A 25805-nucleotide genomic window follows, 5' to 3' on the forward strand; every position below is an offset into this window, starting at 1 on the left:
TCGGTTTTAGGATGCCTGAGGTGCCGAGACGACCTCAGGTTTGAGGTTTCCAGTCTCGACCTTGACGACGTGACCGGCCCTGTCAACTGTCACCTTGGCACTCATGGCTGCGGCCACATTGATGCGCTGCCATCCGCCTGAGGATGAGTCAAGGGCGTACCCGGCATCAATCTCGGTGGCGGCGCCAGCACCTGCCGACGCTGGGCATCGGAAAGGGTCGGGAAGGCAGTGTCCAATAGGTTCTCGGCACCAGCCGGGACGACCGGATCGGTCGTGACGGGAGCCGGGCCACCATAAGCGGAAGCCTTGCTGAAACCGTAGGTCATGCGGGCGCGATAGGCCTTGAGAGCCGAGGCGCGATCGACCACCGGCATCGTGGACACCGAGTCGGTGAAGGTGTTGTAGTAGCCATTCTTGTCGTTAGCACCCACATTTCCGATGCACGCCTGCACAGTGTCACCATGACCGTCGGCCTCACAACGGCGAGTGAGATATGCCGTCAACTCGGTGCGGGCAGCCTTGAGGGAGGCAGCGTACAACTTATCCGTGGCCAACGCGGCGGACACGTTGCTGTGGCCCTCGATGCGCCCACCCATAATGTCCATCGGGTAGTGCACGCCGAGCACGGCGCGATTATTACCGGCCTCGGATGCGCGAGTAAGGATCTCGGGACCAAGTTCAGGCAAGATCTCAGCCATCGCCAGGCCGTAAGCATAGGCGGCGGTGGTGTGGCCCGAAGGGAAAGCCTGGCTGACGGTCAGGTTGGTGCCAGAGGAGCCGTCCATCAGGTCGTAGCCGGCAGTAAGGAGGGCCCGTCCACCCCTCTTGTGATTCACGTCGATCCGGCTTGGCACCCGCGCAATGGCAAGGCTCTTCTTAAGACCACGCAAATTGTTCGGATTCCCGGAATCGGCGAAACTGCGGTCAGCAAGATAGGGACGCGGGTAGTTGAAGTACTTCTTGGCAGCCCCGGTGCACTTCGTCGTCACTTCCTGAGCGCCGGTCGCCCAAATAAACCGGGCAACTCGGGTAAGTCTGCAGTCGTGGAGATTCACCGGAGTGCACTGCGCGAGTCCTTCAGCTAGGTATTTACCGAGCACCGGGCCTAGGGCATCGTTATCTTCTTGCAACGGGTCCGTGAACATCGTGGCATCGCGCAGAGCACGCCACTGCTGGGATCTGCCCTGCCGGTCAGCGGCTTGGCCCACCTCGTCAACTCCGGCCTTGTTGATCTGCTCAACGCCCTCGTCGTTGCGAGCCAAGATCTTCGAGCCTTGAGGGGTCACGTCACCGCGAAAAGCAGTGTCGAAGTTCTGCTTGTCGAACGGTTTAGAAGTCCAGTAGCGGTTGTACTCACTCAAGAGAGCAACGTGCGGATCTGCGAGCTCATCGGGTTGGGCCGCCTGGGCGGAACTGGCTCCCACACTACTGACGAACGCCGTCACGCAGGCAAGGCCCAGGACAGAGGTACGAAGAATTTTCACCAGTTGACTCCTAGCGTGGTAATGGGCTGCTCAGACGTAACCACAGAACTGTCACGAGTTGACGGTATGGGAACGAAGTGACGGGCAGCGGTCCAGAAGGTGACGAGTTACCCACACGTCATAGGTGTGCTGTCCGATAGTTTCCGCGAGGGCATTCACGCGGCAGGTTCAGGGCTGACGGCCCCGCGGAGTCACGGTCTCGGGCGTGGCCCCGGCACCTCGTGGTGGTGCTGTGAGTGGTGTGGCGTTTGTGACCCTGGTGGGCAGTAGTGTGTTCGCTGTCGGCTCACTGGGGTGGGTTGATGCCTAGGTGATGTGGGGAAGCCGGTGTGAATCCGGCGCTGTCGCGCAACCGTGACCATGTGTGGGAGTCGGGGTACCAGATCACGTGGGAGTGGTATGAGGTTCCGTCGCGGGTTACGGAGTCAACACCGACGCTAAAACGCTAGTGCTGTCTGGGAATCCCTTCGGAAAAGATGCTTCCGGGGAGGAGCGATATGGCAGTTATGATGACGTGCAAGCGAGTGTTGGGGTCGCTGGTGGCGGCTGCGGTGGTGACCGCCACGGTGACGGTCGCGGCGCAGGCGGCTGGCCCGAAGCCTGCTTCTGATTATGCCGGCCAGGCTAGTAAAGCGGTCGACTATGTGAACGCGCACCGGGCAGAAGTGGCCACCGGTGGCTTAGGCCCGCAGTTGGATGGGGTATTAGCGTTAGTGGCTTCGGGTAGGAAAGACAACGCCACAATGACCACGCTTGGCACACTCAAAGCCAACATTAAGACGCAGGGGCCAGCCTATTGCACCCCTCACACTGTGGGCGGGTGTGCGAAAGTGACGATCACTTTGCTGGCGGCTGGCGAGTCACCCACCTATGGCGGGGTTGATTACGCCGCACCAGTGACGTCGTTATCGGCTGCCGCTGTGCACGAGCATCCCTATAATCTTGCCCTTGACATGATCGCGTTGGAGCGGCTGGGCAAGCCGATCCCGAACGCCTTGTTCACGGCAGTGACAACATCAGACTGGGAGGATCCTGACACTGCTGGCCTCATGTTGGTGGCTTTATCGCATGTAGTAGCCACTACAGCCCAGCAGAAAACCATCACTACGGTGGTTACCAAGTTGCAGGGCTTCCTCGATACGGCTAGGCGGGGGCAAGGCTGGAGTGATTGGCCCCATGATCAGGCTAATGTTTCTACCACGTCGCTCGTGGCTGCCGGGTTGCATCGCCTCGGTGACCCATCTCATCTCAAACAGGCTACGCTGGCCCAAAACTGGCTGGCCAGCCTCCAGCGCAGTGACGGTGCGTTCCCGTGGTGGGACCCGACCTGGGCCACGCTCAAAGTTATCCCCGTATTACGAGGTGTGCAGTCGTTGGACACTATTGGGGCTCATCGAGCCCGGACAGTACCTGTTGAGGGGTGGGTGCCGCCTCGCCGGTTGGTGAAGATGACTGTGCTGGGAGACTCCTACTCGGCAGGCAATGGAACGCTAAGGGATTACGAATATCCAACTGACCATTCGTATCGCAGTCCTAAGAATTATGGTTCGGTGCTTACGCGTCGGTTGAATCGGGAGTTTGGGGTCGATACCACGTTTCAGACTGATGTGCGGGCCTGGAGTGGCGCCCAAATCACGACCGGGGACCACAGTATTGTTAGTCAGGCCGACGGAATGGATCCCCACACACATGTGGTCCTCATGACCGCCGGAGGCAACGACCTAGACTTCATCGGCGTCGTCGAAAAGTGTTTTCTTGTCAAGATATGGGCTATGGCTAGTTGCGGTGACGCCGTTGATGCGTCACCGCAAGAAGATTGATGCCACGATGACGAAGACGACGACGTTGTTGTCGCATATTCAGCAGCGGCTGACCGATCCGGCTCACACACGGGTCATCCTGATCGGGTACCCCTACCTCATCCAGGCAGACCGCGACGTGTTCCGAGATCTGCCGTCTACTCGGGTGCGGGCCGCCGAGGACGAGTTCCGCACCAAACAAGCCGCCACCATCAAGGCCTGGAACACATCCCATGCCCTCAAAGTGACCTACACCCCCACCACCGCTCTCTTCACGAATCATGAACCTGAAACACCGATGTGGGTATCAACAAGTCCAGGCCATCAACAGAATATGTATAGATGGATAAACGGCGTTGTCGAGACCGCTGGGCATCGAAACGAAGACGGATTAACTCAACCATATCCGAGTCAAGATATGAGCAATTTTTATCATCCGAATGTGATTGGTCATGAACAGATTGCTGAGCTGGTTCATGATGCGCTCCTGTCGAGAACGGTCAGGAGTGCGAGCTTGTCTGAGAGTGTTGCGCAGGTGGCCTCGGTGCCGGGGGTACGGATGCGTGCCGCTGTGATGGGTCAAAGCCAGGTACGCCGGGGTAACCCGTTGAGCCTAGATGCGTCCTCGTCGTATACGGCCTTCGGCCATATCCGGCGCTGGCAATGGGACTTAAACGGTGACGGACACTACGAAATCGATAGCGCTACACCTGAGATCACCCGCACCCTCACCCGCATCGGAACATACCAGGCACACCTGCGCATCACCGACACCACCGGCACCAGTGACACCCTCACCTTCCCAATCCAGGTCACCCGAGACGGCGACGGCGTACCCGATACACAAGACAACTGCCCCACCATAGCCAACCAAGACCAAACCGACACCGACCACGACGGCATCGGAGACGCCTGCGACCCCCACACCACCAGGACACCCCGATGACCACCCACAAAAACACGATTGAGGAGCAATACCACCACGCACCCCTCAACGGCCTGACCACCGGTGCGATCGTTGGAGCCGCCTGGGCTACGGTATTCTTAATACTATACGTCAATTCATGGAAGGTGATAGACGTCAAGGAATACCCGTCTATCCTTCTCATGTCGCTCATCTTTCCCCTAGTAGGGTGGCTCACGGGCTTATGGGAAAAAAGTACTTGTCCATACAAGACTCCGGTAAAGCAGGCACGCAGAATTGGGACCATTGGAGCCGTCATGGCCACCATCACCGGGCTCATCATGACAACCGTTTGTTACACTGTCCTTGACAAACCTGAAGACCGTGGCATACCCAGAATTGCCGCCTTTAGCGCGAAGACTTTCATCGTCTATTTTGCCCCGCTTATAGTTTTTCCTATTGCAGGGTATGCCCTTGGTCTTTTCAGAGGCGCTTTAACATCCGAGGATCGTTTTATCATCGCCAAGATGAGCCTCGCGTCAATCACGACTTTGCTTGCCTGCGTGATCGCATGGCTTTGTTTCTCGGGATTTCTAGGCATGGCATTTTTCTTCACGTTTTGATGGACGTAAGTTATGTAGGCACAGTTCTTAGCAGCGGCGGTATTCTTGGGGAATTTCCCCAACCGCGGGAGGCTACGGTATCCCTATGTTAACACATGGCACCAACTTCACAGCTAGCACACAACGACATCCCTCCACCATGAGATGGAAACAATGAGCATTCGCACTAATACAGACGACGAGCAATACCGCCCCACACACCCCTCAACGGCCTGACCATCGGCACCATCGTTGGAGCTGTCTGGGCGCTCGTATTCTTGCTCTGGGGTGCACGGGGAAACTTTTTCATGTCCGTCTATTTCATGTCGGTTGTTTTCCCTGTGGTCGGATGGCTTACTGGGCTGTGGGGGAGAACGGTTGGCGCTTGCGAGAATCCTGCAATGAAGAAACGCAAAATCAGGATTATAGGTGCCGTGATGGCAACTCTTACTGGGTTAATCGTGGCGATTCACGAGCATTTTATTGCATGGCGTAATTATATACCCAGAGATGCAATTTTTAGCGGCAAAGCTGTTATCGTATACCTTGCCCCCCTGATTGTTTTCCCTATTGTCGGGTGGTCGCTCGGCACAGCCATGGCTAATATCCTGCACAATAACGGGACTGCCATCATTCGGATGAGTTGCGTAACAGTCGCTGCTGTGTTTGTAGCGGTGATCGCTTGGTTCTATATTACAGCAAGTCTTAGCTTGATTTTTTTCTTTCGTTTTTGATGTGTCGGAATCTTCATCTTGGGGGCGTGAAATTAGGTTGTGATTATGCCTGTCGATGTTAGCAATAGCGTGGTTGATGGCTGGAACGGCTGCCTCACGATGGCCAACCCGGATCAAACCGACACCGACCACGACGGCATCGGAGACGCCTGCGACCTCCACGCCACCACCGAAAAGGAGCCACGATGACCACCCATGAGAACACGAAGGGGCAGTACCGGCGCGCACCCGTTAATGGCCTCATCATAGGCACCATCATCGGGGTAGCCTGGGTATTTGTGCTATTGATTCCTGGTTTATTCACGAATGACCCTTCGAGGCGAGCGAGGATGGATCTTGTCGCATTAGTGTTGCCTATTCTTGGCTTGATTACCGGGGCATGGGAACGGTCCTTTACCTCCCGTAGATATTCAGCACAAATAGAACATAGAATTAAGGTAATCTGTGCCGCAATGATGACTGCAATCGGAATTATAATGGCAGTCACTTTTTATACGCTAGTTGCAAGTCAACATACCCTCCATGCGCCAGCTCGTGCCGCATATAGCACTAAGGCGTTTATCCTGTACCTGCTTCCATTAATGATGTTTCCTTGTGCCGGGTGGGCGCTCGGGGGTGTGCGAGCAAATAATATCCATGATGCTCGATGGATCATTTCTAAGATGAGTATCATGGCGGGTGTAATGCTGTTCCTGTCTGTGGCTTTCTGGTTTACCACGAGTTTACTTATAGAAGTATTATTTTTTTTTCGAATTTTGAGCGTGTTCCTAATAACGCACCCCCTGCAACAACCCACACCGACCACGACGAAATAGGGGACGCCTATGGTCTTCTATACCGCTACTCAAGAGGCAGCAATGACCACCCACAAAAACACGGTTGAAGAGCAATACCGCCACGCACCCCTCAACGGCCTGACCACCGGTGCGATCGTTGGAGCCGCCTGGGCTACGGTATTTTTAATACTATACGTCAGCGATAGATCCCAAGGAATATCCGTCTATCATTCTCATGTCGCTCATCTTTCCCTTAGTAGGGTGGCTCACGAGTTTATGGGAAAGAAGAGTGTACGCATGTGATGACCCAAAGAAACGCAGACGCAGAGCTAAGATCATTGGCGCTGTCATGGCCACCTTCGCCGGTGTATTCATGTTTTTCTCTCGAGCCCTTTAGATATGGTTTACACTTTGAGTGGCAAGGAGATGACGGCTCACATGGTCCTTCTCATAGTGTTTCCTCTTGCTGGCCTGATTCTTAGCATCATCGGAATTAAACTCAAGAACAGCAGTGCTCCATTTATTCCCAGCATGAGCATTGTTACAGTAACTGTAATATTTATGGCTGCGGTGCTTTGGTTCTACTTATACATACTTTTGTCGGTGTTTTTCTTTGAATTTGATGGATATAGTTATGCTGGCACGTATCCTTACCAGCGGCAGTGATCTTGGGAGCTATCCCAGTCGCGGTGGCTACAATGTTCCTAATTACCGCCGGGCGCCAACTTCACAGCTATCACAGAACCAGAACCCACTGTTCGATCGGCCCTCGTGATCGGCCCGGATGCCCTGGTGGGCGCGCCACCCCCTCCCGCCATACCCTTAGCTACATGAGCAATGCCGTGTGCAGTGATTCCTCCCCCATCCTCGCCGTCGACGCCGGGCAGTCCAGTACTCGAGTGCGATGCGAGCCAGGGCCATGGGGCGCAGGCTGGATCGTCACCTCGTCAGGGGTGCGCACGGCACTCCCACTAGCCCAGCAGTTTGCGACCGTCATGCGCGACGTCGCGACGGCTCACCCAGAAATCACCCGGTCCGACTGCACAGTAGCTATCGGATCATCGGGGGCACGCGACGACGAGGACCCCATTGCCGTCCTGCACGCTCTCAAACCCTTCGGCGTCAGTCGAGTACTACTCGCCCACGACTCCGTCACCTCTTACCTCGGTGCCCTCGGTAACCAACTGGGCGTCGTCACGGCGTCGGGAACCGGTGTCATCACTCTGGCTGTGGGTCGCCACAGCGTGGCCCGAGTCGACGGCTGGGGATACGTCATTGGTGATGCCGGATCGGCCTTCTGGCTAGGCCGTCATGGCCTGGACGCTGTGATGCGCGCCCATGATGGCCGCGGCGAGCCGACAGTCCTCAGCGAGACCATCGGCAGCGACTTCGACGACATCGAGGCCGCCTACCTGGACCTCCACGCCGACCCGCTTATGGTGTCGCGGATCGCCGCGTATTCAGCGAAAGTTACTGCTGCAGCCGAAGAAGGCGACCACGTCTCCCATGACATCTGTGTACGCGCAGCCCATGAGTTAGCCCACTCCACCGTCACTGGCCTACGCCAGACCGAGCTCACCGACGCCGACAGCCCCGCCGTCGGCCTGCTAGGCGGAGTTATGAAGTCTCAGCTCATCCACGCCGCGATTACCAGGGAAATCTCTGCGGCGATGCCGGGAGCGCGAATCGTCGAGCCTCTCGGCGAGGGACTCGACGGCGCCGCTGCCCTACCGACCGTCGGTGCCGATTCTCCGCTTAGCCAGCGTATCCACGTCGCCCAGTAACTGCTGGCCCACCTGGGACGCTGCCTACCTCACACAGCTGCCTACCTCACACAGCGGGGTTACAACTGAGCGGACAAAAACGTCAGCAACGAGCGGAAGAAACCCAAACCGTCAGTTCCGGCGCCGGTGAGATCCTCGACAGAATGCTCGGGGTGCGGCATCAGCCCGACAACATTGCCTGCCTCGTTGGTAATGCCCGCGATGTCATGAACCGATCCATTCGGATTGGCGGTGTAGCGGAAGACGACCTGGTTATTAGCCTCCAGCCCAGCTAAGGTCACAGCATCGGCGACGTAGTTACCCTCACCGTGCTTAGCAGCAATATGGATGCGCTGGCTAGGGCGAAAATCGCACGTCCACACCGTGTCGACGCTAGCAACCTGTAGTTGCTGCACTGAGCAGTGGAAGCGTCTCTTTTCGTTGCGCATCAGCGTGCCGGGCAGCAGATGCGACTCACACAGCACCTGAAATCCGTTACAGATTCCAAGCACTGGTAAACCTGCGTCAGCAGCTCCGCGAATGGACGACATCACCGGCGACGCAGCAGCAAGGGCGCCCGCCCGCAGATAATCACCGTAAGAAAATCCGCCCGGAAGGATGACGGCGTCAACCCCGGCCAGGTCGGTCGATGCGTACCACAGCGCCACGGGCTCAGCCCCGGCCAAGCGAACGGCCCGGGCCGCGTCCTGATCGTCGAGAGTGCCAGGGAACGTAACGACTCCAATGCGCGCCATCGTCAGTCCTCCACGTGCACATCGAACGACTCAATGACGGTGTTAGCTAGCAGCTCGGAGGCCACCTGGCTAATCTCGTCGAGGCGATTCTCCAAACCCTCACCAGTGATCTCGAAACGCTTGCCCTGACGCACCGTCAAGCCGTCATGACCGAGCCGAGCAAGCACCGATGTGATGGTCTTGCCCTGGGGATCCAGGATCTCAGGCTTTGGCATGACCTCCACCACTACACGTGACATAGCCCCAATCCTATCGGCACTATGGGAGTCTGGCTCGTCAGGGACATCGGGGGCTGCCGGTGCATCCTCCTCGACGAAACCCTCGCCACCGGTCAAACGCGCCCAGGCCTCCTCGTACCGACGGCTGGTAGCCGTGACGACGTCGTCCGGAAGGGCGGGTGGTTCTTGGTCACTGGCGCGGTCCCAGCCAGACTCGTTGGCGAGCCAGTCGCGCACATATTGCTTATCGAATGAATCTGCGCCCTGGCCGGGCCGCCACGTCTCAGCGTCCCAGAACCGCGAAGAGTCCGGGGTCAACACTTCGTCAGCTAGCACGATGGTGCCGTCGGCTCGACGCCCGAATTCAAACTTGGTATCGGCAAGGATAATGCCCCGCTCTCGTGCGATCTCTTCTGCCCGTTGGTAAATACGCAGCGACAAATCATGCAACTGGGCAGCAACCTCGGGGCCGACGAGCTTGACCAGATGGAGGTAGTCGATGTTCTCGTCATGTTCTCCCTGCGGGGCCTTGGCTGCGGGAGTGAAAATAGGCTCCTCGAGGCGAGAGCCATCTTGCAGCCCGTCAGGAAGTTGGATTCCACACACGCAGTGGCTGCGCTGGTACTCAGCCCATCCTGAACCAGTGAGGTAGCCTCGCACGACGCATTCGACCGGGAACATGTCGAGTTCCTCAACGACCATGGCTCGCCCGGTGACCTCAGCGGGGACATCCAAGCTCACGAGATGGTTGTCGACGATGTCTGCCAAGTGGTCGAACCACCACAACGACATATTCGTCAGGATGGCTCCCTTCCCGGGAACATCGGGGGTAAGGACGTGGTCGTAGGCGCTAATGCGGTCAGTGGCAACCATAAGAAGGCGGCCCGGCTGATCGGGAAGGCGGTAGAGCCGACGGACCTTGCCCTCAGCCAGCAACGGAAGATCGAGGTGCGGAGTGACCATGGGGGCATCATGCCACGGTTGCGGGCCCTGGTGACACCGGGAGGCTCGATTCGCGTTTTATATAGTCATTGGCTATTGACACTGGATGCGTGATAGCTTCGACCTATCACGCCGTCGATTAGAGAGGTCTCACATGAGTCTCATCAACACCAAGATCCTTCCGTTCAAGTCCAACGCCTTCCGCAACGGAGACTTCATTGAGGTCTCCGATTCCGACATCAGCGGCAAGTGGGCCGTGTTCTTCTTCTACCCCGGCGATTTCACCTTCGTCTGCCCGACCGAGCTGGGCGACCTCGCCGACCATTACGAGGAGCTACAGGCCATGGGCGTTGAGGTGTTCTCGGTGTCCACCGACTCACACTTCGTACACAAGGCCTGGCACAGTGACTCCGACACCGTCGGCAAAGTCACTTACACAATGATCGGCGACCCGAACCTTCAGCTGACGCGCAACTTCGACGTCGAGCGTGAGGGAGCAGGACAGGCCGACCGCGCCACCTTCCTCGTCGACCCCGACGGCGTCATCCAGTTCTACGAGCTGACCGCTGAAGGCATCGGACGCAATGCCACTGAGCTGGTCCGCAAGGTCAAGGCCGCCCAGTACGTCTACACCCATCCGGGCGAGGTCTGCCCCGCCAAGTGGGAAGAAGGCGCAGAGACCCTCGCCCCGTCAATCGACCTCGTTGGCAAGATCTGAGTTCCGACCCGAGCATCTGCCGCAGGGGCAACCCGTCCCTGCTGCGGATCCCCGGACCGATACGCCCGTTCCCCGTCCCCGCCCCTCCAGGAGAACCATGCTTGATAACGCCCTGACCACCCAACTCAAGACCTACCTCGAAATGGTGCGCGAGCCGATTGTCCTCGTGCCTTCCCCCTACCAAGGTGACGACGCCACCAAGTCGTCGAAGTCAGCCCAGATGGACGAACTGCTCTCCGAAATCGCCGCCCTGTCTGACAAGGTGAGCATCGGTGACCCCGTTGACAACGAACGCACCCCGTCCTTCGCCATCACCCGTCCTGGAACCCCCATCGACATCCGCTTCGCCGGCCTACCGATGGGCCACGAGTTCACCTCTCTGGTACTCGCTCTGCTCCAGGTCGGGGGCCACCCCGTCAAGGAGGAACAATCCCTCATTGACGCCGTGCGCGCGGTCAAGGGTGAATATCACTTCGTCACCTACATGTCGCTGACCTGCCAAAACTGCCCGACCGTGGTGCAAGCCCTCAACACGATGGCTGTCTTGAACCCCAACATTCACCACACCGCCGTCGAGGGTGGCACCTACACCGATGAGGTGGAATCCAAGGGAATCGCATCAGTACCAGCCATCTACCTTGACGGCGAGGACTGGGGCTCCGGGCGCATGGATATGGCCGAGATCCTTGAGCGTCTCGACGCCGACGCCGCCCAAGGAGCCAAAGAAGACCTCTCGCAGCGCGACCCCTACGACGTGCTCGTTGTGGGAGCCGGTCCTGCCGGTGCAGCCGCCGCAATATACGCGGCTCGTAAGGGCATCCGCACCGCCATGGTTGGGTCCCGAATCGGCGGTCAAGTGCTCGACACCGACGCCATCGACAACCTTGTCTCTGTGCCACACACCACCGGGCCGCGTCTAGCCGACGCCCTCCGTAGCCACGTCAGCGACTACACCATTGACGTCATTGAGCGTCAGACCGCCAGTGCTCTTCAAACCACCGACGACATGACTACCGTGCATCTGACCGACGGCGACCTACGGGCACGCTCAGTCATCCTGGCCACTGGTGCACGTTGGCGCAACCTCGGCGTGCCCGGCGAAGAGGAATACCGCACCAAAGGCGTGACCTACTGCCCGCACTGTGACGGCCCGCTATTCAGGGGCAAAAAGGTCGCCGTCGTCGGGGGAGGAAACTCTGGTATTGAGGCAGCTATCGACCTTGCCGGCGTCGTCAACCATGTCACTGTGGTTGAGTTCCTCGACGTGCTCAAGGCCGACGACGTCTTGCTGCGCACCCTGAACTCGCTGCCGAACGTTGACGTCATCACCTCGGCCCGCACCACCCAGATTCTTGGCGACGGATCCAAGGTGACCGGGCTGGAATACGAAGACCGCACCAACGGTGAGGTGAAGAGCATCGACCTAGCGGGCGTCTTCATCCAGATTGGTCTGCTGCCCAATACCGAGTGGCTCGACGGTGCCCTGGAGCGCAACAAGCGGGGAGAAATCGTCATCGACGAGCGCGGTGCCACCTCGATGCCAGGAGTCTTTGCCGCCGGGGACTGCACCACTCAGCCATACAAACAGATCATTATCTCGATGGGGGCCGGCGCTACTGCCGCCCTGGGGGCATTCGACCACCTCATCCGTCAAAATCCGACACAGGACTGAGGACGTGTGAATCTCCGCGACCTCAGGTATTTCGTCGCTCTGGCCGAAGAACACCATTTCGGCCGGGCGGCGGCGTCATGCGGTGTCAGCCAGCCCACCCTCTCGACCCAAATCCACCGGCTTGAAGACGAGCTCGGCGTGACGCTGGCGGTGCGAGTGGGCAGACGCATTGACCTCACCCCGGTGGGTGAACGCATTGCCCAAGCTGCACGCGACATCATGGTGCTCGCCGACGACATCCGGACGATGGCACGCGAAGAGTCTGACCGGATGACCCTCCAGCTGAGGGTCGGGGTATTTCCTACCTTAGGGCCGTTTGTGTTGCCTCGGGTGATCGCCCAATTTGACCAGCACGAACGCGACGTCAATATCCACATCGTCGAGGAGCGCACGGCCCAATTGCTGGATGCGATCCACGATGGGCAGTTAGACGTTGCCGTGGTGGCAGCCCCGGTCACCGACGACTCTTTGGTAACTATTCCGGTCTTTCGGGAGGAGTTTTTACTCGCGACGGCGGCTGACGACGAGTTAGCCCGAGTGGACGGCCCCATCGATCCGCACGACGTCCCCACGGAAGGGCTCATCCTCATGTCAGAGGGGCACTGCCTGAGGGATCAGGTGCTAGACGTGTGCAGCCGCCCACTGTCTGGAGACACCCTGACAGCTGGCTCCCTCGACACGCTTCGCGAACTGGTGTCGGTGGGTGCCGGTCGAACTCTCATGCCGCGCAGTGCGATCACGGCACCACTCCATGCGGACCCGCGCCTCGCGGTGCGCGAATTCACCCATCCCAGGCCTCACCGCGACATCGTCGCGTGTGGCAGAGCTGCGACAATGAGCCGCCCGGCAGTGCAATCCCTCGTCACCATCCTGCGACAACTACCCACCGACGTCGTCGAGCCGCTCGGTGTTGCCGGGGCTTCGTTGTGCTCCCACGGAATGTGAGAGCCCTAGCGCAGACGCGCGGAGAAGATTGGGCAGCAACATTGGGGCCACCCCATCGAGCTGACCCCAGTGATAAATCAACCGATCACAACACCAGGCCAGGCAAGTAATTGGCAGCCTCTGGGTATTCCCGAACGATGTCCTCTACCTTGGCGCACAGCGCTTCAACCTGATCTTGAGCGCCACCGGTAAGATCCAGCGGCGACGAGACTAAACCGCGTAGCTGTTCTTTGGTGAGCGGAATCCGCGGATCTGCAGCCAGACGGGCGAAGAGGTCGTTGTCGGTGCGACCTGTCTCACGCATGTCGAGCGCGACAGCTACCGCGTGTTCCTTAATAGCCTCGTGGGCGTCTTCCCGACCGACTCCAGCACGCACGCATGCCATGAGGACCTTGGTAGTCGTCAAGAAGGGCAAGTAACGCTCAAGCTCAGCCTCGATGACAGCGGGAAAGGCCCCGAAATCGCCGAGGATCGTCAGGAAAGTCTCGAAGGCTCCATCAATGGCGTAGAAGGAATCCGGCAGCGCCACACGACGCACGACCGAGCACGAGACGTCTCCCTCATTCCACTGCACACCCGCCAATCCGGTAGCCATCGTCAAGTAGCCACGCAGCACGACGAGGAAACCGTTAACTCGCTCGCAAGAACGAGCATTCATCTTATGCGGCATCGCCGAGGAACCCACCTGGCCAGGCCTGAAGCCCTCGGTGACGAGCTCATTACCGGCCATAAGGCGAATCGACGTCGCTAGGTTAGACGGACCCGACAGCACCTGCACTAGTGTCGAAATCACCTCAAAGTCCAACGACCTTGGGTAGATTTGACCGGTCGAGGTAAGCACCTGGTTGAACCCTAGATGATCGGCAACGCGATGCTCGAGATCGTCGAGTTTGGCATCATCGCCGCCGAGGAGGTCGAGCATATCCTGGGCGGTTCCCATCGGGCCTTTAATTCCGCGGGCGGGGTAACGCTCAATAAGCTCGTTGAGATGATCCCACGCCACTAGCATCTCGTCGATAGCGGTGGCGAAACGCTTACCCAAGGTCGTCACCTGGGCTGCGACATTGTGGGAGCGTCCAGCAATAGCTTGGTCAGAGTACTGAGCGGCCAATCGCGACAGCTGATTGAGCGTGGCAACCATCTTGTCGCGTACCAATCGCAGCGACTCAAGCACCTGCATCTGTTCAATGTTCTCGGTGAGGTCGCGACTCGTCATGCCTTTATGGATGTGCTCGTGGCCGGCTAGAGCGTTGAACTCCTCGATCCGGGCCTTGACGTCATGACGGGTAACGGCCTCACGCTCTGCGATCGAGTCGGGGTTGACGTCGTCGAGGACCGCCTGATAATCAGCCAGCACTTCTTCGGGATCGTCGCCACCGAAGCTGACGCCGAGATCGGCCTGAGCTTCCATGACGGCTAACCACAGCCTGCGCTCGGCACGGATTTTGTTTTCTGGTGTCCAGATGGATCGCATCGCCGCGGAGGCATAACGGGTGGCAAGGATATTGGGTACGCTCATGAAAACTCCCCATCGGTCACGTGGGCGGAACTAGTGGACTGCGGCGCGAGTTCGTCAGCAGCCTCAAGCTCGGCTGCGTGACGGGCAATGTCGGTGCGATAGAACCCGCCACTGACCTCCAACTCGTCAACCCTGTTGTAGGCGTCAGTGCGGGCTCCGGCCAAGGTTTCGCCATGGCCAAGCACAACAAGGACCCGTCCACCGCTGGTGACGAGACCGTCGCCTTCGATACGGGTGCCGGCGTGTAGAACGTCCTCGTCATCGACTGGAGCGACGACCCGACGCCCTTTCACCGGAGACGCGGGATACCCCTCACTAGCCATGACGACGCCGACAGCTGCACCGCGACGGAAACGTAGCCCATCAATGCCAGACAGATCTCCGCGAGCTGCAGCGGCCATGATGCGAGCCATGGGAGACTCCACCATACTCAGCAGAGGCTCGGTCTCGGGATCACCGAAGCGCACGTTGAACTCGACGACCTTAGGGCCTGTAGAGGTGAGCGCCAAACCCACGTAAAGCAAGCCGATAAACGGGGTACCGCGATCCGCCATGGCCTGTAGCGTCGGTGAGATGACAGTGGCCGCCACTGTCTCGACGAGATCGTCTGGGGCCCACGGCAGCGGGGTGTAAGCACCCATGCCGCCAGTATTCGGGCCGACTCCCCCATCCCCGACGCGTTTGAAATCCTGGGCCGGTTGCATCGGAAGAGCACGGCTGCCATCACACATGGCAAACAGGCTGACCTCGGGGCCGTCGAGGTATTCCTCAATGACCACTCGGTGACCAGCGTCGAGACAATGCCTGGCATGGGCGAGGGCGGCGGCATGATCCTTGGTGACGACGACCCCCTTGCCTCCAGCCAGACCATCGTCCTTGACCACATAAGGTGCCCCGAACTGGTCGAGGGCAGACACGACAGAGTCGACATCATCGCACGACCGCGACGCCGCCGTCGGCACGCCAGCCGCAGCCATCACCTCCTTAGCGAAGGCCTTCGACCCCTCCAATTGCGCGGCCTCGGCACTCGGGCCGAAGCAGTCGATTCCGGCGTCACGCAGAGCGTCGGCCACCCCGGCAACCAGGGGAGCTTCCGGCCCGACGACGACGAGGTCAACCTTCAACTCACGCGCAAGGGACACGACGGCGTCACAATCACACGGATCCACGGGGTGATTCGTGGCAAAAGCCGCTGTGCCCGGATTACCGGGAGCGACATGGACGGCAACAACATCTGGGTCACGGTGACAGGCCAAGGCGAGGGCGTGCTCGCGGCCACCAGACCCGAGAACGAGAACAGTCATGCTGGACACGACACCCAGAGTAGAGGGTGACCACGACACGGCGACGCCGTGCACCACCGACGCTCAGGTGCCGCCGCTGCGCGAACGCGACATCCCGCACTGCCACGACTAATGACCAAGGGCTTTGAGCATGTCCGCAAATTCCTGGACGGGGCCGAGTCCATCATCGGCAGCCGACTCGACTCCGGCAGTCGACTCGCGTCCGCCGGAGTCGTCGCTCGCGGTCGCGTCGGGCTCTGCGGCGCCACTCCAACCTGTCAGCATCCGGACAAAGGTGCGGGCCGACCGCTCGATCCTCCGGTCTAAAGCCGACGGATTGCCCCAGTCCTCCGTGGCAGCAAACACCGAGACTGGCGAGACGAGGGCGTGGTGGTAATGCAGTGACGCAACCACGTCGCGGTCCATGACGAGGCTGTGACGGGCCGTCCCTCCCGTGGCTCCGACGAGCACCCGTTTGCCCTCCAATACCCCTTCGTCAAGGACCTCGAAGAGCAGGTGAAACACTGCCGCAGCATGGGCGTTATATACGGGCGCAACGGCTACCACACCATCGGCTTGAGCGATGGAGTCCAGGGCCTGAGTGACACTCGCCGAGCGCACACCAGTGAACTCGGCATTCAGGAGGTCGTGACCCAGATCGCGCACCTCAATGATCTCAATCTCGGCGTCGGGAAGCTCTTGGGTGATCTGGGCGCCGAGACGATCAACCAGCATTCGAGTGGACGAAGGCTGTCCAAGGCCTGCACTGATGGCAATGATCTTCATATCAATTCCTGTCGGACGTTCCTGTGACCTCGTCGCCGGGTGTGAAACGGTATTCGTCGCTGTGCTCACCGCGTGCTGCTAGAAGGGAGCGATGGGTGGGGGCGTCAGGGATGTCAGCTGGACGACCCTCAGCGAATCCCTTGCGCAAATCGGGAAGGATCTCACCCAGCAGGTCCATCTGTTCCATGACCGTCTTCAGCGGCAACCCTGCATGGTCGACAAGGAACAGTTGGCGCTGATAGTGACCAACGTGGTCCTTAAACGACAAAGTCTCTTCAATGACCTGTTGCGGCGAACCGACAGTCAGTGGCGTGGCCGACGTGAACTCCTCCAGACTCGGGCCGTGGCCATAAACCGGAGCATGGTCGAAATAGGGACGGAACTCACGTATCGCATCCTGGGAATTCTTGCGCATAAAGAACTGGCCGCCCAGCCCAACGATGGCGTCCTCGGGGCGACCATGACCGTAGTGGGCATACCGGACGCGGTATCTCTCAATCATCCGTTGGGTGTGGTCCATCGTCCAGAAAATATTGTTATGGAAGAACCCGTCACCGTAATAGGCGGCCTGCTCAGGGATCTCCGGAGAGCGGATCGAACCATGCCATACAAACGGCGGAATATCGTCAAGGGGACGCGGGGTCGACGTGAATGACTGCAGCGGGGTGCGGAACTGTCCATTCCAGTTAACGACGTCATTTCGCCATAACTGATGAAGCAGATCGTAGTTCTCTATCGCTAGCTTGATGCCGTCACGAATGTCACGACCGAACCAGGGATACACCGGACCAGTGTTTCCCCTCCCCAGCATGAGGTCGATCCGGCCTTCGGCAAGGTGCTGGACATAGGCATAGTCCTCAGCGAGCCGCACCGGATCGTTCGTGGTGATGAGCGTGGTCGCCGTCGACAAGATGATCCGCTGGGTCATTGCGGCGAGGTGCGCCATCAGCACTGGCGGGTTAGCCGGAGCCACGAATGGCGGGTTGTGATGCTCCCCGGTGGCGAAGACGTCGAGACCGATCTCCTCGGCTTTGCGAGCCAGAGCGACGGTGTTCTTAATGCGCTCGTGCTCGGTGGGGGTACGACCTGTGGTCGGATCGGTCGTCACGTCCCCGATGCTAAAAATGCCGATCTGAACAGGCACCCGACTGGCGTTGGCGGACGCGGTGTCGGCGTGAGGTTGGGCATCGGTGCTCATACGTGCGCTCCTTAATCATCGACTCTGATAGTTGATGTGACACCTACCCTAACGTGACGCCGATTCCGTCTATTCCCGCCAACCTCAGTCGATGAGGTCGTTAATAACGATCGACTCGTCGCGTCCGGCCCCCACGCCGATCCCGGACACCCGCGTGCCCACCAGCTCCTCTAAACGGCGCACGTAGGCCTGGCAGTTACGCGGCAGATCATCAAAGGAACGGGCAGACGAAATGTCTTCATTCCAGCCATCCATAAACTCATAAACAGGCTTGGCGTGGTGCAAATCAGACTGGGTCACGGGCATGACGTCGGTGCGCTCACCATCAATGTCATAGGCCACACAGACCGGGATCTTCTCCCAGCCCGACAGCACGTCAAGTTTGGTGAGGAAGAGGTCAGTCACTGAATTGATCATGCTCGCCTGCTGCACGATCAACGCGTCGAACCAGCCGCAGCGACGTGGCCGCTTCGTCGTGACGCCGTACTCACCACCCTCGCTGCGCAAGCGCTCACCGTCATCGTCACATAGCTCTGTCGGGAACGGACCCTCGCCGACGCGGGTGGTGTAGGCCTTAGCGATGCCAACAATGCGGTCGATGCGAGTCGGCCCAACGCCTGAACCAGTACACGCCCCCGCAGCAATCGGGTTGGAGGAGGTGACGTACGGATACGTGCCGAAGTCAACGTCGAGATGATGAGCCTGGGCACCCTCAAAAAGCACCACCTTGCCCTCGTCAAGACCCTTGTTGAGAACGCGGGCCACATCCACGACGTAGGGACGGATCCGGTCGGCATGGGCGAGCAAACCGTCAGCAACCTCATCTGGATCAATAGCGCGGCGGTTGTAGATCTTCACCAGCATCTGGTTCTTCTGGTTCAACGAGGCCTCAACCTTCTGGCGCAGAATCGACTCGTCGAAAAGGTCCTGGACGCGGATGCCCATCCGGTTGATCTTGTCAGAGTAGGCCGGCCCGATGCCACGACCCGTCGTGCCGATCCGGCGACTACCAAGGAAACGTTCAGTGACCCTATCGATGGTCTGGTGGTACGGGGTAATGAGGTGAGCATTGGCACTGATAAGCGGATGCGGGATATCAATGCCGCGGCCTCGCAGGGCGTCAATCTCATCGGCGAGCACGTCAAGGTTGACCACGACTCCGTTGCCGAGTACGGCTGTGGAATTCGGGTTGAGAACCCCGGAGGGAAGCAGGTGCATGAAGAACTTCTCGTCACCGACGACGACAGTGTGTCCAGCGTTATTGCCTCCCGAATACCGCACGCAGTAATCGACGCGCTCGGACATTTGATCGGTGGCTTTGCCCTTGCCCTCGTCACCCCACTGGGTACCCATGACGACGATTCCAGGCATGTATTCCTCCATTTCCTCGCACCATTGTGCGGGTTACCTCTGGTTGCGCCGGGTCATGCCACTGCACAACCAGGCACACTCTACGTGTCCCTCACGACACGAAAGATGCCAGCCCGAGCGATCAGTGGTGGCGTTCAGGCTCCGATTGCGCCGCCACCTACTTCACCGTCATCGTCGTCAGGCGGCAGCGCCGACAGCTCCATGAGATTCAGGCTGGCTCCCTCCAGCGGAAGACGAGATGCCAGCGGCCCGAAGTGTGGGTCGCTACGGTGACCGTCGAAATTGATGCGCTTATATCCGATATCGTCGGCCCAGCTGATCACCGACGACATTGCTGAGGCAACGGCCTCGTCCCCAGAAGGGGTGTCAGCCTGCACGGTTTCCGCCACGACCGTCGGGTTTTCGTCGACAAATACGAAAGCCACCGCCGCAGGTTGACCATCGACGAGTGCGACACGGGTAGCTTCGGCGTCGAGGTCTTCCAACTCCTGGCGCAGCGCCTCGTGAGCCGCCTCGCTATCGTCGACCGGCGACCACGATTCATGCATCCACACGTACATCTGCTCCCACAGCGTCTCAAGTACGCCGGGGGCCAGGGCCGCGCCCGAAATGGCACCACCCGGGCCGAGACTGACCTCCGCCAACTCCTCAATCGCTCGGCCAAAATGGCGGCGAGGCAATTCAAAGGGCGGGCAGGATGCGTAAACCTCTCCGCCAAGGGAAAGTATGAAGCTTTCGGCATCAGAGCCAGCGATCGCCTTCGTTGCCAGCGGACGGTGCACTCGCTGCTGGATCTGGCGTACCAGCCGGGTACCAATCTGACGGCCCCGAGAGTCGGGATGAACCTCAACGTCAATGAAACGACGAGTGCGGTGGACGACTGCCAACCACGAAACCGCATATCCGACGATTCGGTTCTCGTGTAGAGCAACCCTGGCGACAACGTCCGGGCGGTCTATGCGATCAATCAAGGAGCCAGGCTCTCCAAACGTGATCACCTTGACGTCTTCTGGCCGCATATCGCGGAAAACAACGTGCTCGCTCATGTCGCCCTCCTGGGTCTGGCCACGCCTGTGGCACCGCTGTGCCTCTATTCTTCCGTCTTTTGCCGTCGCGCGCCGCCTAAGCTGCTTATCTGGTGTCGTCACCATGGCGTCCATGCCATGATTAACGGCATGTCAGATGCGAACGACGCCGTCCACTTAGCCGATAATCTCAATCCGGCGGCTCAGCGGATGTTCGAATGGATTCTCTCCTCAGACCTTGCCCCCGGGGACCCCATTCCGATCGAGCAGGAGCTCGCCTCCCAGTTTAGAATGGCCCGTGGCACTGTCCGTGAGGCAGTGCGCGAATTGCGCGCGCTAGGAATCCTCGAGGTGCGTCGCGGTCTGGGTACATACCTATCGACGGCATCCGCGTCGACGATCAGGCCCAGCCTCGTGTACCGGAGCGTCAAACAGGTCACCTGCGACGAAACCGGCACCAAGGACTTCACTGGGCTGCGGGAAATGGTGGAGGTCCGTGCCCTTATGGAATGCTCGCTTGTCACCGAGGTGACCGGTCACATCGGCGACGACACCGGACGTGCCCTACATGCCCTGGCGGCTCAGATGGACGACCCCGAACGCTCCGCCACCGCAGACCGCCAATTCCACCGCCTGTTATATGCGGATATGGATAACCAGCTTGCCCGAGAACTCATTGACGTTTTTTGGGACTCCTTGAATCTTGCTGGGTTCATGCTTCCACCCGCCAATACGATGGTGGCCACCCGACAGGCACACGACCTCATCGCTGACTGCGTCACCGGCCATGACCCCCAGGCCAGCCGTCAGGCCATGTGGGATCACTTTGCCGCCATCCGGGAAAGGCTGGCAGGGACACCCCATAGCTCGGGTCGCGCGCCTCACACCCACCCGTCAGCCTGACGTTGACGTGCTCGCCTGAGATAGACCTTCCGCCATGTCCACTGCCAGGTGCCTACCGGTCAGGTCTTTGACCACGAGCAAAGGCCCCGCCCTCCCTTACGTATAACAAAGAGAGTGGCGGGGCCTCGGTGTGAGAAGGTGAGCGTCACCTCAAAGCGTCGCAGAACCACCCGGTAATCGAGGTCGGGTGGGTAATCGCGGTCCCCACGACGACGGCGTGGGCACCCAGGTCCATCGCACGACGGGCCTGCTCGGGGGTGTGGATGCGACCCTCAGCAATGACCGGACGGCTGCCATCGAGCTTGTCAACGAGAGTCTCGATGGCCTCATAATCGGGACCGTCAGTCTTCGGACGCTCCCCGGTATAGCCACACAGCGTCGTCCCAATGAGATCGGCTCCCGCTTCAGCAGCGAACAGGCCATCGTCCACCGAGCCGCAATCGGCCATGACAACGACGTCGTACTCCTGTTTGAGGCCCTTGATCGTCTCGGCCAAGGAGAGTCCGTCGGCACGATCCCGCCGAGTGCCGTCGAGGGCGACGACGTCGGCACCAGCAGCTGCCACGCACCGGGCATGGCGCAGCGTTGGGGTGATGTAAATGCCCTCGTCACCCTCCTTCCAGATGCCGATAACGGGGACGTTAACCCGCCCTTTGACAGCGGAAACATCGGAGAGCCCCTGGGCGCGCACCGCCACCGCTCCCCCGGTCACGACAGCACCCGCCATCTGGGCCATCGTCTCGGGGTGACGAAGCGGCTCCCCTGGGTAAGCCTGGCAGGAAACCACAAGCCCTCCCGCCATGGAGGCGATGATCTTGTCGGTGAATCTGCTCATGCTTGAGTCCTCCTCAGCTTGATATCTGTTCGTCACGCGAGCTCGCCGACGCGACGCAGCACCTCTGCCACTCTCTCAACGTTGTCGCCGGCGAGGGTCGGCATCGGCACAGTCATGGTGTTGGTCTCGATGACGCCCAAAAGTTGCAAAGCCGTCTTGAACGCGCCAACACCGGCAGCCGGGCCGACAACACCCTGCGGTGCGAACACGATTTCCATGAGCTCAGCAGCCTTGTCTTGCTCGGTGCGAACTCGTTCCCAATCTCCCTCACGATACGCCTTATACATGGCGACGTAGTTGGTTGCGTCAACATTGGCCAGACCGGGGACGACACCGTCAGCGCCTGACATGAAAGCCCCGTCGACGACGACCTCGTGACCGGTAAACAAAGCCAACGGAGAACCTGCGGCACGATTAGCCAAGGCGAGACGGCGGAACGAAACATCATCTGCTGAGGAATCCTTGCACCCCGCGATGACGCCCTCGCGTCCCAACTTCATCATCAGGTCGACGGAAACCTTGACATGCACACACACCGGAATGTCGTAGACAAACAACGGCAAAGCGGTGGCTTCGTGTAGCGCCCGGAAGTGGTTTTCGATCTCGGTGGGCCCGGTGATCGCATAGAAAGGCGCAGTCGCGACGACAGCGTCGACGCCAATGTCCTCGGCCTGGCGTATATGCCGGATGACGCGCAAGGTCTCGGTGTCGATGACCCCTGCCAACAGCGGAACCCGACCGTCGATAATCCGCTTGGCTTCGGCCAGCACTCGTCCGCGCATCTCGTCGTCAAAGAAAGCAACTTCTGATGTGGATCCGAGGACGAAGAGCCCGTCCACGCCCTGGTCGATGAGCCGGTCAATGAGCTTCTGGTAGGACGGCACGTCGAGGTCACCGTCAGTCGTCAACGGGGTGACGACGGGGGGAATGACGCCGTGGAACTTCATGGTCATGGTGTTGTCCTTCGTAGTGGTTGTGACAAGTGCGTTAATCGACGTCATGCTGAGGTCATAGCGTCACGGATTGAGGTGATCATGGTTAGACGCTGCTCGACAGTGGCGTCAGCGGGAGTCTGGATCTTGATGCCTTGGTAGGCCTGCAAACCTTGAGCCGCGTCCATAAAAGACCTCACGCGATCAGTGGTCAGCAGGCTGGTAGGTTCGTCGTCTCGTAGTGGGAGGTGGGCGTCTCCCCAGGCCGGGCCGTACTGGGTGGCTTGCGGTCCAGCACCCGAAACCATCACTGCTCCGAGCAGGCCAGCACCGGCGAGCCGAGCAGCCTGACGAGCCGGCAAATCTGGATCATGGGATTCCACAACGCTGCGCCCCCAGTTGATCGCTAAATGAACGCCACTGTCAGACGCGGCTGTGATCTCATCGTCCAGGCTGAGGAACTCCTTCTCCCCTGGACCAACTCCGCCAGCCGCGTCACAGTGTTCGATGACGGGAGTGAGTCCGGCACCTGCGAAGAGGCCAGAAAGCTCGGCCAGGGAAGCCTTGAGGGCGGTCGGCTCGGCGTGGTTGCTGGGCGCGGAATGAATCTCGACGAAGCGGACAACGCGGTGCCCGACCATCTCATGCAGGGATTGCACATCGCTGACCAGACCGGTGACCCAGTCCATGGCCCGCTGACGGCCCTCCTCATCAGGGGAGGCGAGCCCGAAGTTAGGGTCATCAGCCAGGCGTCCCATCGTCCCTGGGATAGCGGTCACGACGCACTGGGCGAAGCGATCACGCAACTGGCCCGCCAGCCAGCGCGGATCGGCGTCAAGACCGTCGCGGTAAGGAATCTCGATACCGTCAACCCAGCCAGTCTCGCCGAGCCGCTGGTAGAAATCCTCCCGATCAGCAATGGTCTGCGGCATCGCGGCGTACGCGCCAACAATGGTGGGAACCGTCATGAGATGCTCACTTTCTCTCCTGCGGATGGTGCGACGTCAGTATGAGAACCCTGGGAAATCGCGAGCTCCTCATCACCGTGTTCCATCAAGTCGGAGGGACGCACATAGTCCGGGCGTAGTAATTTCTGCATTCGGTAGGGAAAGTTAATACCGATCAGAATGATGATCACCGCCGTGAAGGCAAACGACAAAGCGAACAGCGTCCATCCCAAACCCCAATTCGAAGGCAACGCACCACCAACTCCAGTTGCAGGATCTCCGGCTAGAGCAATGCCGAGGACCGGAGCAATAGCCCCACCAAGAGCACCAACGTTGTACGAGAAACCAAGACCAGCAGCACGCTTCTCAACTGGGAAGTAATTTGAGATGAATTTCGGAAGCAGGCCTGCGATTCCCTGGCCAAACATTTGCTGGATAAAGATGAAGACGCCAAGTAAAACGATCCACATCACTGAGGAGTGCACCATATCACGATCAACGAGGAACACCGGAAGCACGAGGAATTCTGATATAACGAGAGACACCCAGTACGCCTTACGGGTGCCAAACCTGTCGCCGATAAACCCGGCCATGATGCAACCAGCTGCAGCACCGAACGAAGTTGCGGTCACGAGGTTCGAAGCGGTGTCGCTAGCCAACCCTAAAGTCTGGCGATAGTACGTGGGCAGAAGAGCCTGGAGCGGCCACGAGTATAGAAAAGCGACAAAGACCGTAATCATCACGGCTACACCAGTTGGCCACCGTGGACCCTCAAACTGCACCATGAAACACACCATGACGGCTGCAACAATGATCCATAGTAGGGCGAGGACGAAGTCAGAAACACCGCTCTTGAACAAGTAGATAACGATGAGACACCCGAACGCCGACAGAGCAAGAATGATATTAATGACGCTGCGCATTGCGGTGCGAGCGAAGAGCATCGTGAACATATCTGTCTTCTCGACGACTTCACCAGCAGCAACGCGAGCGTCCTGTTCTTCGCGCATTTTCGCGAAATCGGCCGTCTCGGGCAAGGCACGTCGCAGCCACAGCGCCAGCGCGATCGGGATAATACCTAGAGCGAAGAGAATCCTCCACGTATACGGTTCAGCCGTTGTGCCCCGAGTGACGCGTTCAATGAGAGCGTAAATTTGGGCTGTCATTCCAGCACCGATGGAAAACCCAGAAATAAGGAATCCCGAAGCCTTATTACGCAGTCGGACCGGCCACGACTCGATGACGTAGGTCGCTGACGATCCGTACTCACCGGCCATCCCCATGCCAATGCAGACCCGAGCAACGAAGATAACCCAGAATGATGGAGCAACGGCGCAGACGACCGATCCACCAGCGTAAAGCAAGATCGAAATGACCATTGCCTCTTTGCGACCAGCACGGTCTCCAATTGCCCCCAGAAGCAGGCCACCAAACCACCGTGCGATAAAGGCAGCAGACACCAATGTTGCAGTGGCAGCCGCCCCGACGTGAAAAGTACGCCCGATCTCGGCGAGGACCAAGGTAATCATGACGAAGTCAAATCCGTCTAACAGATACCCAATCCATGCTGCCCAAAATGATTTCCATTGCGTGCTGGTCAGCTCGTCACGCCATGTTCTCTTGCCCACAGTGGCATCGACGCTATTCATACGCCCATCTCCGTTGATTGGTCGGGGATAACCCGTCGCGATACA

General features: G+C 59.2%; 22 protein-coding genes, 2 pseudogenes and 1 riboswitch. Of the genes and pseudogenes, 11 read left to right on the forward strand and 13 right to left on the reverse strand.

Annotation, left to right across the window (positions count from 1 at the left end):
- Window positions 1-6: 6 nt before the first annotated feature.
- Window positions 7-1484: pseudogene (locus tag FYJ43_RS09080) on the reverse strand (acid phosphatase).
- A gap of 318 nt (window positions 1485-1802) precedes the next feature.
- Window positions 1803-1865, forward strand: a riboswitch (cobalamin riboswitch).
- 449 nt (window positions 1866-2314) lie between these two features.
- Between FYJ43_RS09080 and FYJ43_RS09085 the strand changes: the two are divergent.
- The 7 genes and pseudogenes from FYJ43_RS09085 (at window position 2315) to FYJ43_RS09115 (ending at window position 8083) form a co-directional block, all read left to right on the forward strand.
- Window positions 2315-4229: pseudogene (locus tag FYJ43_RS09085) on the forward strand (PKD domain-containing protein).
- A complete protein-coding gene (locus FYJ43_RS12075) occupies window positions 4226-4810 on the forward strand; it encodes an adhesin (protein ID WP_195839947.1) in 585 nt (194 codons plus the stop codon). The pseudogene FYJ43_RS09085 and the gene FYJ43_RS12075 overlap by 4 nt, the downstream one beginning before the upstream one ends.
- 287 nt (window positions 4811-5097) lie before the next feature.
- Window positions 5098-5523, forward strand: a complete 426-nt coding sequence (locus FYJ43_RS09095) for an adhesin (RefSeq protein WP_229771687.1) — start codon at window positions 5098-5100, stop codon at window positions 5521-5523.
- A 45-nt stretch (window positions 5524-5568) separates the two neighbouring features.
- Window positions 5569-5712, forward strand: a complete 144-nt coding sequence (locus FYJ43_RS09100; RefSeq protein WP_154564056.1) for a hypothetical protein — start codon at window positions 5569-5571, stop codon at window positions 5710-5712.
- Window positions 5709-6338, forward strand: coding sequence for a hypothetical protein (locus FYJ43_RS12080; protein WP_229771688.1), 630 nt, complete (start codon window positions 5709-5711; stop codon window positions 6336-6338). The genes FYJ43_RS09100 and FYJ43_RS12080 overlap by 4 nt, the downstream gene beginning before the upstream one ends.
- A 360-nt stretch (window positions 6339-6698) precedes the next feature.
- Entirely contained in the window at window positions 6699-6965 is a 267-nt protein-coding gene (locus FYJ43_RS09110; protein WP_154564058.1) for a hypothetical protein, read from the forward strand.
- A gap of 164 nt (window positions 6966-7129) precedes the next feature.
- Window positions 7130-8083, forward strand: coding sequence for an N-acetylglucosamine kinase (locus tag FYJ43_RS09115; RefSeq protein ID WP_154564060.1), 954 nt, complete (start codon window positions 7130-7132; stop codon window positions 8081-8083).
- A gap of 59 nt (window positions 8084-8142) precedes the next feature.
- Here FYJ43_RS09115 and purQ read toward each other — a convergent pair whose 3' ends face one another.
- Both purQ and FYJ43_RS09125 read right to left on the reverse strand, forming a co-directional pair.
- On the reverse strand, window positions 8143-8817 hold the full coding sequence (gene purQ, locus FYJ43_RS09120) for a phosphoribosylformylglycinamidine synthase subunit PurQ (protein WP_154564062.1): 675 nt from the start codon (window positions 8815-8817) through the stop codon (window positions 8143-8145).
- 2 nt (window positions 8818-8819) lie between these two features.
- Window positions 8820-9998 (reverse strand): phosphoribosylaminoimidazolesuccinocarboxamide synthase, encoded by a 1179-nt coding sequence (locus tag FYJ43_RS09125; protein WP_154564064.1) that lies wholly within the window; start codon window positions 9996-9998, stop codon window positions 8820-8822.
- A gap of 133 nt (window positions 9999-10131) precedes the next feature.
- Here FYJ43_RS09125 and ahpC point away from each other — a divergent pair, with 133 nt between their 5' ends.
- The 3 genes from ahpC to FYJ43_RS09140 all read left to right on the forward strand — a co-directional run bounded on the left by ahpC (window position 10132) and on the right by FYJ43_RS09140 (window position 13312).
- A complete protein-coding gene (gene ahpC, locus FYJ43_RS09130; protein WP_154564066.1) occupies window positions 10132-10695 on the forward strand; it encodes an alkyl hydroperoxide reductase subunit C in 564 nt (187 codons plus the stop codon).
- Window positions 10696-10792: 97 nt separating this feature from the next.
- Complete coding sequence (gene ahpF / locus FYJ43_RS09135) at window positions 10793-12367, forward strand: alkyl hydroperoxide reductase subunit F (protein WP_154564068.1); 1575 nt, start codon at window positions 10793-10795, stop codon at window positions 12365-12367.
- Window positions 12368-12373: 6 nt separating this feature from the next.
- Window positions 12374-13312, forward strand: coding sequence for a hydrogen peroxide-inducible genes activator (locus FYJ43_RS09140; RefSeq protein WP_326833521.1), 939 nt, complete (start codon window positions 12374-12376; stop codon window positions 13310-13312).
- An 85-nt stretch (window positions 13313-13397) separates the two neighbouring features.
- Here the strand turns inward: FYJ43_RS09140 and purB are convergent, their stop codons facing one another.
- From purB to FYJ43_RS09170, 6 genes are all read right to left on the reverse strand, one after another.
- Window positions 13398-14831: an adenylosuccinate lyase gene (gene purB, locus FYJ43_RS09145; RefSeq protein ID WP_154564070.1), complete on the reverse strand. Its 1434-nt coding sequence runs from the start codon at window positions 14829-14831 to the stop codon at window positions 13398-13400.
- On the reverse strand, window positions 14828-16135 hold the full coding sequence (gene purD / locus FYJ43_RS09150; RefSeq protein WP_154564485.1) for a phosphoribosylamine--glycine ligase: 1308 nt from the start codon (window positions 16133-16135) through the stop codon (window positions 14828-14830). The genes purB and purD overlap by 4 nt, the downstream gene beginning before the upstream one ends.
- A 108-nt stretch (window positions 16136-16243) precedes the next feature.
- The gene (locus tag FYJ43_RS09155; protein WP_154564072.1) at window positions 16244-16900 is read right to left on the reverse strand and encodes an NAD(P)H-dependent oxidoreductase; all 657 of its coding nucleotides are present in this window, start codon (window positions 16898-16900) and stop codon (window positions 16244-16246) included.
- 1 nt (window position 16901) lies between these two features.
- Window positions 16902-18098 (reverse strand): LLM class flavin-dependent oxidoreductase, encoded by a 1197-nt coding sequence (locus FYJ43_RS09160; RefSeq protein WP_154564074.1) that lies wholly within the window; start codon window positions 18096-18098, stop codon window positions 16902-16904.
- Between the two features lie 84 nt (window positions 18099-18182).
- Window positions 18183-19481 (reverse strand): adenylosuccinate synthase, encoded by a 1299-nt coding sequence (locus FYJ43_RS09165; protein WP_154564076.1) that lies wholly within the window; start codon window positions 19479-19481, stop codon window positions 18183-18185.
- Between the two features lie 122 nt (window positions 19482-19603).
- Window positions 19604-20563 (reverse strand): GNAT family N-acetyltransferase, encoded by a 960-nt coding sequence (locus FYJ43_RS09170; RefSeq protein WP_326833553.1) that lies wholly within the window; start codon window positions 20561-20563, stop codon window positions 19604-19606.
- A 69-nt stretch (window positions 20564-20632) separates the two neighbouring features.
- On the opposite strand from FYJ43_RS09170, the gene FYJ43_RS09175 reads away from it, so the two are divergent.
- Window positions 20633-21397, forward strand: a complete 765-nt coding sequence (locus FYJ43_RS09175) for a FadR/GntR family transcriptional regulator (protein ID WP_154564080.1) — start codon at window positions 20633-20635, stop codon at window positions 21395-21397.
- 145 nt (window positions 21398-21542) lie between these two features.
- Here FYJ43_RS09175 and FYJ43_RS09180 read toward each other — a convergent pair whose 3' ends face one another.
- Genes FYJ43_RS09180 through FYJ43_RS09195 form a run of 4 tightly spaced genes read right to left on the reverse strand, consistent with a single transcriptional unit; the run spans window position 21543 to window position 25760 of the window.
- Window positions 21543-22232: an N-acetylmannosamine-6-phosphate 2-epimerase gene (locus FYJ43_RS09180; RefSeq protein WP_154564082.1), complete on the reverse strand. Its 690-nt coding sequence runs from the start codon at window positions 22230-22232 to the stop codon at window positions 21543-21545.
- A 32-nt stretch (window positions 22233-22264) separates the two neighbouring features.
- Window positions 22265-23233 carry a dihydrodipicolinate synthase family protein gene (locus FYJ43_RS09185; RefSeq protein WP_154564084.1) on the reverse strand — a complete coding sequence of 323 codons (969 nt, stop codon included), beginning with the start codon at window positions 23231-23233 and terminating at the stop codon, window positions 22265-22267.
- On the reverse strand, window positions 23230-24132 hold the full coding sequence (locus FYJ43_RS09190) for a DUF4862 family protein (protein WP_154564086.1): 903 nt from the start codon (window positions 24130-24132) through the stop codon (window positions 23230-23232). The genes FYJ43_RS09185 and FYJ43_RS09190 overlap by 4 nt, the downstream gene beginning before the upstream one ends.
- A complete protein-coding gene (locus FYJ43_RS09195; RefSeq protein WP_154564088.1) occupies window positions 24129-25760 on the reverse strand; it encodes an MFS transporter in 1632 nt (543 codons plus the stop codon). Before FYJ43_RS09195 ends, FYJ43_RS09190 begins: the two co-directional genes overlap by 4 nt.
- Between the last annotated feature and the right edge of the window lie 45 nt (window positions 25761-25805).

Source organism: Cutibacterium porci, from assembly GCF_009696315.1.
Taxonomy (GTDB): Bacteria; Actinomycetota; Actinomycetes; order Propionibacteriales; family Propionibacteriaceae; genus Cutibacterium; species Cutibacterium porci.

What these genes read in the sequence shown, in the direction of transcription:
- FYJ43_RS09165 (WP_154564076.1), bottom strand. Translation starts at nt 19,481, where the DNA reads ATGGAGGAATACATGCCTGGAATCGTCGTCATGGGTACCCAGTGGGGT.
- FYJ43_RS09190 (WP_154564086.1), bottom strand. Translation starts at nt 24,132, where the DNA reads ATGACGGTTCCCACCATTGTTGGCGCGTACGCCGCGATGCCGCAGACC.
- FYJ43_RS09125 (WP_154564064.1), bottom strand. Translation starts at nt 9,998, where the DNA reads ATGGTCACTCCGCACCTCGATCTTCCGTTGCTGGCTGAGGGCAAGGTC.
- FYJ43_RS09195 (WP_154564088.1), bottom strand. Translation starts at nt 25,760, where the DNA reads ATGAATAGCGTCGATGCCACTGTGGGCAAGAGAACATGGCGTGACGAG.
- FYJ43_RS09160 (WP_154564074.1), bottom strand. Translation starts at nt 18,098, where the DNA reads ATGAGCACCGATGCCCAACCTCACGCCGACACCGCGTCCGCCAACGCC.
- purQ (WP_154564062.1), bottom strand. Translation starts at nt 8,817, where the DNA reads ATGGCGCGCATTGGAGTCGTTACGTTCCCTGGCACTCTCGACGATCAG.
- ahpC (WP_154564066.1), top strand. Translation starts at nt 10,132, where the DNA reads ATGAGTCTCATCAACACCAAGATCCTTCCGTTCAAGTCCAACGCCTTC.
- ahpF (WP_154564068.1), top strand. Translation starts at nt 10,793, where the DNA reads ATGCTTGATAACGCCCTGACCACCCAACTCAAGACCTACCTCGAAATG.
- FYJ43_RS09115 (WP_154564060.1), top strand. Translation starts at nt 7,130, where the DNA reads ATGAGCAATGCCGTGTGCAGTGATTCCTCCCCCATCCTCGCCGTCGAC.
- FYJ43_RS09185 (WP_154564084.1), bottom strand. Translation starts at nt 23,233, where the DNA reads ATGACGTCGATTAACGCACTTGTCACAACCACTACGAAGGACAACACC.
- FYJ43_RS12080 (WP_229771688.1), top strand. Translation starts at nt 5,709, where the DNA reads ATGACCACCCATGAGAACACGAAGGGGCAGTACCGGCGCGCACCCGTT.
- purD (WP_154564485.1), bottom strand. Translation starts at nt 16,135, where the DNA reads ATGACTGTTCTCGTTCTCGGGTCTGGTGGCCGCGAGCACGCCCTCGCC.
- FYJ43_RS09175 (WP_154564080.1), top strand. Translation starts at nt 20,633, where the DNA reads ATGATTAACGGCATGTCAGATGCGAACGACGCCGTCCACTTAGCCGAT.
- FYJ43_RS12075 (WP_195839947.1), top strand. Translation starts at nt 4,226, where the DNA reads ATGACCACCCACAAAAACACGATTGAGGAGCAATACCACCACGCACCC.
- FYJ43_RS09095 (WP_229771687.1), top strand. Translation starts at nt 5,098, where the DNA reads ATGTCCGTCTATTTCATGTCGGTTGTTTTCCCTGTGGTCGGATGGCTT.
- purB (WP_154564070.1), bottom strand. Translation starts at nt 14,831, where the DNA reads ATGAGCGTACCCAATATCCTTGCCACCCGTTATGCCTCCGCGGCGATG.
- FYJ43_RS09155 (WP_154564072.1), bottom strand. Translation starts at nt 16,900, where the DNA reads ATGAAGATCATTGCCATCAGTGCAGGCCTTGGACAGCCTTCGTCCACT.
- FYJ43_RS09110 (WP_154564058.1), top strand. Translation starts at nt 6,699, where the DNA reads ATGGTTTACACTTTGAGTGGCAAGGAGATGACGGCTCACATGGTCCTT.
- FYJ43_RS09180 (WP_154564082.1), bottom strand. Translation starts at nt 22,232, where the DNA reads ATGAGCAGATTCACCGACAAGATCATCGCCTCCATGGCGGGAGGGCTT.
- FYJ43_RS09100 (WP_154564056.1), top strand. Translation starts at nt 5,569, where the DNA reads ATGCCTGTCGATGTTAGCAATAGCGTGGTTGATGGCTGGAACGGCTGC.